The 9299-nt window shown below is 63.9% G+C and carries 10 protein-coding genes and 2 riboswitches; of the genes, 6 read left to right on the forward strand and 4 right to left on the reverse strand.

Annotated features, from left to right (window positions below):
• Window positions 1-38 precede the first annotated feature (38 nt).
• The gene (locus ABCW43_RS00460) at window positions 39-524 is read right to left on the reverse strand and encodes an Lrp/AsnC family transcriptional regulator (protein ID WP_345921645.1); all 486 of its coding nucleotides are present in this window, start codon (window positions 522-524) and stop codon (window positions 39-41) included.
• Window positions 525-662: 138 nt separating this feature from the next.
• Here ABCW43_RS00460 and ABCW43_RS00465 point away from each other — a divergent pair, with 138 nt between their 5' ends.
• A complete protein-coding gene (locus ABCW43_RS00465) occupies window positions 663-1079 on the forward strand; it encodes a DUF2000 domain-containing protein (protein WP_345921646.1) in 417 nt (138 codons plus the stop codon).
• A 40-nt stretch (window positions 1080-1119) separates the two neighbouring features.
• Here the strand turns inward: ABCW43_RS00465 and ABCW43_RS00470 are convergent, their stop codons facing one another.
• Both ABCW43_RS00470 and ABCW43_RS00475 read right to left on the reverse strand, forming a co-directional pair.
• Window positions 1120-1608, reverse strand: coding sequence for a copper chaperone PCu(A)C (locus tag ABCW43_RS00470; protein WP_445738874.1), 489 nt, complete (start codon window positions 1606-1608; stop codon window positions 1120-1122).
• Window positions 1609-1675: 67 nt separating this feature from the next.
• Window positions 1676-2053, reverse strand: a complete 378-nt coding sequence (locus ABCW43_RS00475) for a hypothetical protein (protein WP_345921647.1) — start codon at window positions 2051-2053, stop codon at window positions 1676-1678.
• Window positions 2054-2248: 195 nt separating this feature from the next.
• Window positions 2249-2336: riboswitch (glycine riboswitch) on the forward strand.
• A riboswitch (glycine riboswitch) is annotated at window positions 2337-2416 on the forward strand.
• 66 nt (window positions 2417-2482) lie between these two features.
• Between ABCW43_RS00475 and gcvT the strand changes: the two genes are divergently transcribed.
• Genes gcvT through gcvP form a run of 3 tightly spaced genes read left to right on the forward strand, consistent with a single transcriptional unit; the run spans window position 2483 to window position 6862 of the window.
• The gene (gene gcvT, locus ABCW43_RS00480; protein ID WP_345921648.1) at window positions 2483-3619 is read left to right on the forward strand and encodes a glycine cleavage system aminomethyltransferase GcvT; all 1137 of its coding nucleotides are present in this window, start codon (window positions 2483-2485) and stop codon (window positions 3617-3619) included.
• A 16-nt stretch (window positions 3620-3635) separates the two neighbouring features.
• The gene (gene gcvH / locus ABCW43_RS00485; protein WP_345921649.1) at window positions 3636-3998 is read left to right on the forward strand and encodes a glycine cleavage system protein GcvH; all 363 of its coding nucleotides are present in this window, start codon (window positions 3636-3638) and stop codon (window positions 3996-3998) included.
• Window positions 3995-6862 carry an aminomethyl-transferring glycine dehydrogenase gene (gcvP, locus tag ABCW43_RS00490; protein ID WP_345921650.1) on the forward strand — a complete coding sequence of 956 codons (2868 nt, stop codon included), beginning with the start codon at window positions 3995-3997 and terminating at the stop codon, window positions 6860-6862. Before gcvH ends, gcvP begins: the two co-directional genes overlap by 4 nt.
• Before the next feature lie 49 nt (window positions 6863-6911).
• Here gcvP and ABCW43_RS00495 read toward each other — a convergent pair whose 3' ends face one another.
• Complete coding sequence (locus ABCW43_RS00495; RefSeq protein ID WP_345921651.1) at window positions 6912-7334, reverse strand: cupin domain-containing protein; 423 nt, start codon at window positions 7332-7334, stop codon at window positions 6912-6914.
• A 151-nt stretch (window positions 7335-7485) separates the two neighbouring features.
• Between ABCW43_RS00495 and ABCW43_RS00500 the strand changes: the two genes are divergently transcribed.
• The gene (locus ABCW43_RS00500) at window positions 7486-7626 is read left to right on the forward strand and encodes a flagellar basal body rod C-terminal domain-containing protein (protein ID WP_345921652.1); all 141 of its coding nucleotides are present in this window, start codon (window positions 7486-7488) and stop codon (window positions 7624-7626) included.
• A gap of 217 nt (window positions 7627-7843) precedes the next feature.
• On the forward strand, window positions 7844-9280 hold the full coding sequence (locus ABCW43_RS00505) for an FAD-binding oxidoreductase (RefSeq protein WP_345923261.1): 1437 nt from the start codon (window positions 7844-7846) through the stop codon (window positions 9278-9280).
• Window positions 9281-9299 lie beyond the last annotated feature (19 nt).

The following is a 9299-nucleotide window of genomic DNA, read 5'->3' on the forward strand; positions in this document are numbered from 1 at the left end:
GAGTGCGCATCTCCGCCCGGGAAACCCGGGCAGCATGTTTATGTTCGCCTGCCCGCGAAACGCAGCGGAAGCCCGCCGAAAGCTTTGATTTCCTTCAGGACGAAGGTCGTCTGCATTTCCTTGATGCGCGGCAACCGCCGCAGCGTCGACATGGCGAAATCCGCATAGGCGTCGAGATCGGGCGAGACGACCTGCAGCAGGAAATCTGCGTCGCCCGCGATACTGTAACAGGCGACCACCTCGTCCAGGCCGATCACCTCCGCCGCGAACGCTTCCGCTTCTTCCTCGCTGTGGCTGTCGATCTTGACGCGGATGAAGGCAAGTACGCCGAGGCCGATCGCCTTTCGGTTCAGCACCGCCTTGTAGCCCTCGATAACCCCCGTCTCCTCCAGATGCCGCACGCGCCGCCAGCTTGGAGAGGTCGAAAGCCCGATCTTGTCGGCCAGCGCCTGATTGGTCAGGCGGCCATCGTCCTGCAACGCTTCCAGAATTCGTATATCGGCCGGCTCGACGTCGTTTTCCATCAAATTCTACCCATATCTCCAAGTCAGGAGGTAGACCCTACCCCAAAACCCAAAAAGAGAGAAGTAAAAGGCAGGATCGACCGGGCGATCCGGAGTAATCTGCAGGCCCTCTTCCACTGACGGATATCCTGCCTGCCCATGACCGACGACACCCGTATTGCCATTATAGTCAACCCAACCCTGCCGCTCGGGCTCCTTGCCAACACGGCCGGCGCCATCTCGATCGGCCTCGGCGCTCGCCTGCCTGCGCTCGCGGCTCGCCGGCTCACCGATCGCCAGGGCCGCACGATCGATATCAGTTCTTCCCTGCCGGTGCCGGTCCTGCAGGCGCAGGCAGATACGATCCGATCCCTGATGCTGAAGGCCATGAATCAGATCCAGCACCACGCAGTCGTGCCCTTTCCGGCTTTCGCCAGATCGCTGCACGACTACCGCGATTACGAGGCCGCCTTCCCCGATCGCGATCTCGCGGAAGAGGAGATCGACGGCCTTGGTCTCGCCGGGCCTTCGAAATGGATAAAGTCGCTGACCGGCAGCCTCAAGCTGCTGCGCTAGAGACGAAGAGCCCGCTCCGCAGAGCAGGCTCCATCGAATTTTACTTGTGCATATGGCCGCCCGGCCCCGCCGCCTCGACCGGCAGCGTGATATCCACCTTGCCGGCCTTTTCGAAGGTCAGTGTCACCGGCACTTTGCCGCCCTGCTTGAAGGGTTCCTTGACCTTGATGAACATCAGATGCAATCCGCCGGGCGTCAGTTCGACCGTCTTGCCAGCCGGGATTGATATGCCGGTATCGAGCTTGCGCATTTTCATCACCTCGCCCTGCATCACCATCTCGTGCATCTCCACGGTGCCCGAGGCCGGCGACGATACTGACACCAGCATGTCGTCGGACTTGCCGCTGTTCTTGATGGTGAGATAGCCGCCGCCAACCGGCTGGCCGGGCAGCATCGCCTTGGTGAAGGCGCTGGTGATTTCGAGGTCGGCGACCTTGGCGGGGGCATCTTGAGCGGCCGTAGCTCCCGCAATGACGATGCCGGTCGCAGCGAAAATGCCGAGGAAGGCGAGTTTGGTGAAAGTCTTCATGGAATATCCCCATACGGTGACAGCATCTGTGCCGATCGACCGCGATTGATCTGAGAGAGTTAGAACATCAGATCGAGATCGGCGGGGCACGAGACTTAGGCCGGGCGACGGCGGTCGTACCGAGCAGTTCGGAAAACTGGCGAAGGGGATTGGCAAGCGACGCGCGCGCTGTCGCAAGCCAGGCCTCGTCGTCCGGCGGCGGCAGGATGACCGACGCGGCAAGCAGGCAGACTTCGCAGAGCGGTTTTGCCGCCGGCATGGGATGCCCGCGTTCGCCTTCCGAGCAGATGTCGGCAAACGTGCTGTCCGGCAGGCGATAGGCCTCGCTGTAGGAATCGAGCGGCGCTGCCGCCTGGACCGGCTGATGGGCAAACCCCAGCAAAAGCAGGAGCATCGCGCAGAAAACGCGCGTTGGGTTCGCCGCCGTGTTGAGCCGTGCCGTCATCGTCTCGCCTGTCCGTATGCTTGCCGGAATAACCCAAATCGCGGCAAAGCGCAAAAGCCCTTTTTGCCGCGTGGTATCCGGCCATTTCGCCAGCCATTGCATTAGGTCAAATTGCGTTTGCTGCGCTGCGACAAAAATATTGTCCGGCGCGACATGGAGGGCTTGCCAAATGGCGATCCAGGCCGATAATACCGCCCAGACTCGCTGGGAGAAGCCGCTTCAATGCGGTGCCGAAGGAGCAACCGCCCCGGAAACTCTCAGGCAAAAGGACCAGCAGTCGACCGACAGGAACTCTGGAGAGAAGCCCGAACGGGGCTCGCCGAAGGGATAACAATCTCAGGCGACAAGGACAGAGGGGGCTCATAAACCGGTGCGTCACTGCGCCTGAATCTGAGCCGGCGCTTGGAAGCGCCAACCCTGGAGGCGTCCTTGGACGATCAGACCGTTCTCAAGACCACCCCGCTTCACGCCCTCCATCTGTCGCTCGGCGCCAGGATGGTACCATTTGCCGGTTACGACATGCCGGTGCAATATCCGGCCGGCGTGCTGAAGGAACACCTGCACACCCGCACTGCGGCCGGCCTGTTCGACGTCTCCCATATGGGCCAGGTCGTCATCCGTGCGAAGTCCGGCACTTACGAAGACGCGGCCCTTGCACTCGAAACCCTGGTGCCGGTCGATATCCTCGGCCTGAAGCCCGGCCGCCAGCGTTACGGCTTCTTCACCGAAGACAACGGCGGCATCCTCGACGACCTGATGATCACCAACCGCGGCGACCACCTGTTCGTCGTCGTCAACGCGTCGTGCAAGGACGCCGACCTCGCCCATATGCAGGCGCATCTGATCGGCTGCGACGTTACCCTCCTCGACGACCGCGCCCTTCTTGCCCTTCAGGGTCCCCGCGCGGAAGAGGTGCTGGCGGCGCTCTGGCCGGATGTGGTCGACATGAAGTTCATGGATGTGCGCGACGCGTCTCTTCACGATGCCGAGTGCATCATTTCCCGCTCCGGTTATTCCGGCGAGGACGGGTTCGAGATCTCGGTTCCGGCAGACCAGGCAGAGCAGATCGCCAAGGCGCTGCTCGAAGACCTGCACTGCCAGCCGATCGGGCTTGGCGCCCGCGATTCGCTGCGCCTCGAAGCCGGCCTCTGCCTCTATGGCAACGACATCGACACCACCACGTCGCCGATCGAGGCAGCGCTCGAATGGGCGATCCAGAAGCCCCGCCGCCTGGGCGGCGCCCGCGCCGGCGGTTTTCCGGGCGCTGCCCGCATTCTCGACGAACTGGCGAACGGCACCTCCCGCCGCCGCATCGGCTTGAAGCCGGAAGGCAAGGCGCCTGTCCGCGCTCATGCCAAGCTTTATGCGGACGCCGAAGGAACGACCGAACTCGGCGAAGTCACCTCCGGCACCTTTGGTCCCTCGGTCGAAGGCCCCGTCGCCATGGGCTACGTCCCGACCCGCTTTGCCGAACCCGGCTGCCAGATTTTTGCGGAGGTGCGCGGCAAATACCTGGCCCTCACCGTCTCCGCCCTTCCCTTCATCACCCCCACCTACAAACGATAATCCTCCGGAGAGAACCATGCTGAAATTCACCGCCGAACACGAATGGCTGAAGCTTGAGGACGGTGTCGCGACCGTCGGCATCACCTCGCATGCCGCCGACCAGCTCGGTGATCTCGTTTTCGTGGAACTGCCGGAGGTCGGCGCCGAGCTGACCAAAGACGGCAATGCCGCGACCGTGGAAAGCGTCAAGGCCGCCTCCGACGTCTATTGTCCGCTGGATGGCGAAGTCACCGAGGTCAACCAGGCGATCGTCGACGACCCCTCGATCGTCAATTCCGACCCCCAGGGCAAAGGCTGGTTCTTCAAGCTGAAGCTGAAGAACACCGCGGACGCCGACGCGCTGATGGACGAGGCCGCCTACCAGGACCTGATCGCATGACCACCGACAGCACCGATTTCCATTTCACCGACTACCAGCCCTACGATTTCGCCAACCGCCGCCATATCGGCCCCTCGCCGACCGAAATGGCCGAGATGCTGAACGTGGTGGGCTACAAGAGCCTCGACGCCCTGATCGACGCCACAGTTCCCGCCTCGATCCGCCAGACGGCACCGCTTAGCTGGGGGCCGGCGCTCACCGAACGCGAGGCGCTCGACAAGCTGCGCGATACGGCGAACCGCAACAAGGCGCTCGTCTCGCTGATCGGCCAGGGTTATTACGGCACCATCACGCCCCCCGTCATCCAGCGTAACATTCTTGAAAACCCCGCCTGGTACACCGCCTACACGCCCTACCAGCCGGAAATCTCTCAAGGCCGTCTCGAGGCGCTGCTCAATTTCCAGACGATGATCTGCGACCTCACCGGCCTCGACGTCGCCAATGCCTCGCTGCTCGACGAGGCGACCGCCGCCGCCGAAGCCATGGCGCTCTGCCAGCGCCAGGCGAAATCCAAGGCGACCGCCTTCTTCGTCGATGCCGCCTGCCACCCGCAGACCATTGCCCTCATCGAGACCCGCGCCGCGCCGCTTGGCTGGACCGTCGTCATCGGCGACCCGATGACCGATCTCGACCCGGTCGATGTGTTCGGGGCGATCTTCCAGTATCCCGGCACCAACGGCCATGTCCGCGATTTTTCAGGCCTGATCTCCCGCCTGCACCAGACCGGCGCGGTCGCCGCCGTCGCCGCCGATCCGCTGGCGCTGACGCTGTTGAAATCCCCCGGCGAAATGGGCGCCGACATCGCCATCGGCTCCTCCCAGCGGTTCGGCGTGCCGGTCGGTTACGGCGGCCCGCATGCGGCCTATATGGCGGTCAAGGATGCCCACAAGCGCGCCATGCCCGGCCGCCTGGTCGGCGTTTCGGTCGATAGTCGCGGCAACCGCGCCTACCGCCTGTCGCTGCAGACCCGCGAACAGCATATCCGCCGCGAAAAGGCGACCTCGAACATCTGCACCGCCCAGGTGCTGCTGGCCGTGATGGCCTCCATGTACGGTGTCTTCCACGGCCCGGACGGTTTGAAGGCGATCGCCCAGCAGGTCCACCGCAAGGCCGTGCTGATGGCCAAGGGCCTCGAAAAGCTCGGCTATGTCATCGAACCCGATACTTTCTTCGACACGATCACCGTCGAAGTCGGCCACATGCAGGGCCTGATCCTGCGCGCCGCCGTCGCCGAGGGCGTCAATCTCAGGAAGGTCGGCGAGACCCGTATCGGCATGTCGCTCGACGAGCGCACCCGCCCCGTGACGCTCGAAGCCGTCTGGCGGGCTTTTGGCGGCAATTTCAAGGTTTCGGACTTCGAGCCCACCTGGCGCCTGCCGACCGCGCTTCTGCGCAAATCCGACTATATGACCCACCCGATCTTCCACATGAACCGCGCCGAAAGCGAGATGACCCGCTATATCCGCCGGCTCTCGGACCGGGACCTGGCGCTCGACCGGGCGATGATCCCACTCGGCTCCTGCACCATGAAACTGAACGCCACGGCCGAAATGCTGCCGATCACCTGGCCGGAATTTTCCGACATCCACCCCTTCGTGCCCGCGGACCAGGCCCTCGGCTACAAGGAAATGATCGACGACCTGTCGCAGAAACTCTGCCAGATCACCGGCTACGACGCCTTCTCCATGCAGCCCAATTCCGGCGCGCAAGGCGAATATGCGGGCCTGCTCACCATCCGCAACTACCATCTCGCCAAGGGCGACACCCACCGCGACGTCTGCCTCATCCCGACCTCCGCGCACGGCACCAACCCGGCCTCGGCGCAGATGGTCGGCATGAAGGTCGTGGTCGTGAAGGTCCGCGACAACGGCGATATCGACCTCGACGATTTCCGCGCCAAGGCCGAGCAATATGCCGCCAACCTCTCGGCCTGCATGATCACCTACCCCTCGACCCACGGCGTCTTCGAGGAGACGGTGCGCGAGATCTGCGAGATCACCCATAAGCATGGCGGCCAGGTCTATCTCGACGGCGCCAACATGAACGCCATGGTCGGCCTGTCCCGCCCCGGCGACATCGGCTCCGACGTCTCCCACTTGAACCTCCACAAGACCTTCTGCATCCCGCATGGCGGCGGCGGTCCCGGCATGGGCCCGATCGGCGTCAAGTCGCATCTCGCCCCGCACCTCCCCGGCCACCCGGCGACGGACGGACGCGAAGGTGCCGTCTCGGCCGCCCCCTTCGGCTCGCCGTCGATCCTGCCGATCTCCTGGTCCTACTGCCTGATGATGGGCGGCGAAGGTCTGACCCAGGCGACCAAGGTGGCGATCCTCAACGCCAACTACATCGCCGCCCGCCTTAAAGGGTCCTACGACGTGCTCTACAAGTCGGAGGCCGGCCGCGTCGCGCATGAATGCATCATCGACACGCGCCCGCTCAACGTCTCGGCCGGCGTTTCCGTCGACGATGTCGCAAAACGCCTGATCGACTGCGGTTTCCACGCCCCGACCATGAGCTGGCCGGTCGCCGGCACGCTGATGATCGAGCCGACCGAAAGCGAGACCAAGGCCGAGATCGACCGGTTCTGCGATGCGATGCTGGCGATCCGCGAGGAAGCCCGCGCCATCGAGGACGGCCGCATGGACCGGTCGAACAATCCGCTGAAGAACGCCCCGCACACGGTCGAAGACCTGGTCGGCGAATGGGATCGCCCCTATTCCCGCGAACAGGCCTGCTACCCTCCGGGCGCCTTCCGCGTCGACAAATACTGGTCCCCGGTCAACCGCGTCGACAACGTCTATGGCGACCGCAACCTCGTCTGCACCTGCCCGCCGCTGGAGGCTTACGCGGAGGCAGCCGAATAAACGCGGGCGGCGGGCTTAGTCTGGCCCCCTCTTCACTCCGCCGCAGTCGTCACGCCGCAGCAGGCACCAGCCCGTAACGCGTCATGATCTCCTTGACCGTTGCGGGATGGGGCGGCCCGCCGGCGGCCATCAGTTCGGCGAGTTCCCGGAAATAGGCGGGCCCGAGCACGCCGGGCGTCAGGACGCTGAGCACGACCGCCGGCTCGTCGCCGTGATTGCGGAAGGAATGCACGACGCCGCGCGCAATGAAGACCGAGCCGCCCGGCCCGATCGCGTGGTCGGTTCCGTCAATCCTGAGAACCAGCGTGCCGGCAAGCCCGTAGACCGCCTCATCCCGGCTTTCGTGATAATGCGGCGCCGGCATTTTTGCCTTGGGCTGTACGGTCATGCGGAAGAGGTCCAAGCTCCCGACCGTATCGTCCTTGCTGTGCAGAAATTCGAGCGTCAATCCGCCGATCTTGATTGCATCCATGAGCATCCCCCTGTCCGGTTGCGGTCTCTGCAACCACCACGACACAGCATGCAGCGCGAATGCGACTGCCAATAACATCGCCAATGCCGAGACCGGCAGTTAGAACCGGCTGGCGGCCGAGTTCTCCTCGTTGCCGAACAGCAGCGTCTCCTTGAGCGTCACACCCTCCACCTCCCCGACTTCCCCCAACGGCTCCAATGTCGATTTGACAAGCGAAATGCTCGACGTCCTCGGCGCCGAACAAGGTTTCGCCGCCAATGCCTCGGTCTTCGAGACCGGCGCGGATGTCTGAGAGGTTTTGATAACGATGGTGCGGGATTAGGGTTTCGCAGGTCGGTGCGGCCCGCCGAGACCTCTCGCCGCCTGAAAGCTTTCGTCGATGATCTGCGGTTTGCGCTCGGTTGTCCGGCGTCTGCGCCAGGCCTCCCTTTCGCCTACTTGCTTCCAGGAGGGCGAAGGCGCAAAATGTGCTGCGTCGGACATTGAACCCCAACTGGGAGGAGACTATGATGAACGACGCTAAACTCATGACACTGCAGACCGGCCAGACCACGCTCAGCGGCGCGGCCATCGAAGCCCTCGCCATCCAGGAGCGCGGCCGGGTGCTCGCGCCAGACGATCCGGGCTACGATGAGGCGCGGACGATCTGGAACGCGATGACCGATCGCCGACCGGCGCTTATCGTTCAGTGCTTCGGCTGCGCCGACGTCATCCATGCCGTGGAACTCGCGCGAGATAACAATCTGCTCGTTGCGGTCAAGGGCGGCGGCCATAACATCGCCGGACATGCCGTTTGCGACGGCGGCCTGATGATTGACCTCTCGCCCATGAACCATGTGCGCGTCGATCTTGCCGCCGGCTGTGTCCGGGTGGGACCGGGCGCTACGCTCGCCGACATCGACAAGGAGACCAGCGCCTTCGGCATGGTCGTGCCGACCGGCATCAACTCTACCACGGGCGTCGGGGGGCTGACGCTCGGCGGCGGCTTCGGCTGGCTTACCCGCAAATACGGCCTCACCCTCGACTGCCTGATGTCCTGCGACGTCGTGACCGCAGACGGCCGGCTGCTGCGGGCGAGCGAAACTGAAAACAGCGACCTCTTCTGGGCGCTGCGCGGCGGCGGCGGCAACTTCGGGATCGTCACATCCTTCGAGTTCAAGCTCAATCCGCTCGGGCGGCAGATCATGGCCGGGCTGGTCGTTCATCCCTTCGCCGATGCGCGGCACGTCCTTGCCGAATATCGAAAGGCGCTCGAAGCCGCGCCCGACGAACTGACCTGCTGGGCCGTCATGCGCAAGGCACCGCCGCTTCCCTTCCTGCCCGCGGAGTGGCACGGCAAGGAGATCCTGGCACTTGCCATGTGCTATTGCGGCGGCATGGCGATCGCCGAAGAGGCCTGCGCGCAATTGCGCGGCATCGGCCAGCCGATCGCCGATATCGTCGCGCCGATGCCCTTCACCCAATGGCAGCAGGCCTTCGATCCGCTCTTGGAAAAGGGTGCGCGCAACTACTGGAAGAGCCACGATTTCGCATCGCTTTCGGATGCGACGATCGATATGCTGCTCCAGGCGATCGGCAAGCTGCCCGGTCCGGAATGCGAGATCTTTATCGGCCATGTCGGCGGGGCAGCGGGCCGCGTGCCGTCGGATGCCACTGCCTTCCCGCAGCGCAGTTCGCATTTCGTCATGAACGTGCATGCCCGCTGGCGCGACGCCTCGATGGACAAGGCGTGCATCGCGTGGGCTCGCGACCTCTACGAAAAGGCCAAGCCGCATGCGATCGGCACCGCCTATATAAACTTCATGCCGGCCGACGAGACCGACCGCGTGGAAGCCGCCTATGGCGGCAACTATCAGCGCCTGTCGCGGATCAAGAAAATCTATGATCCGCAGAACATGTTCCGGATGAACCAGAACATCTCTCCGGACATGGGCATGGCGCATTGAAGGGAACAAGACGGCGGCG

This window comes from Neorhizobium tunisiense, assembly GCF_039631515.1.
Taxonomy (GTDB): Bacteria; Pseudomonadota; Alphaproteobacteria; order Rhizobiales; family Rhizobiaceae; genus Neorhizobium.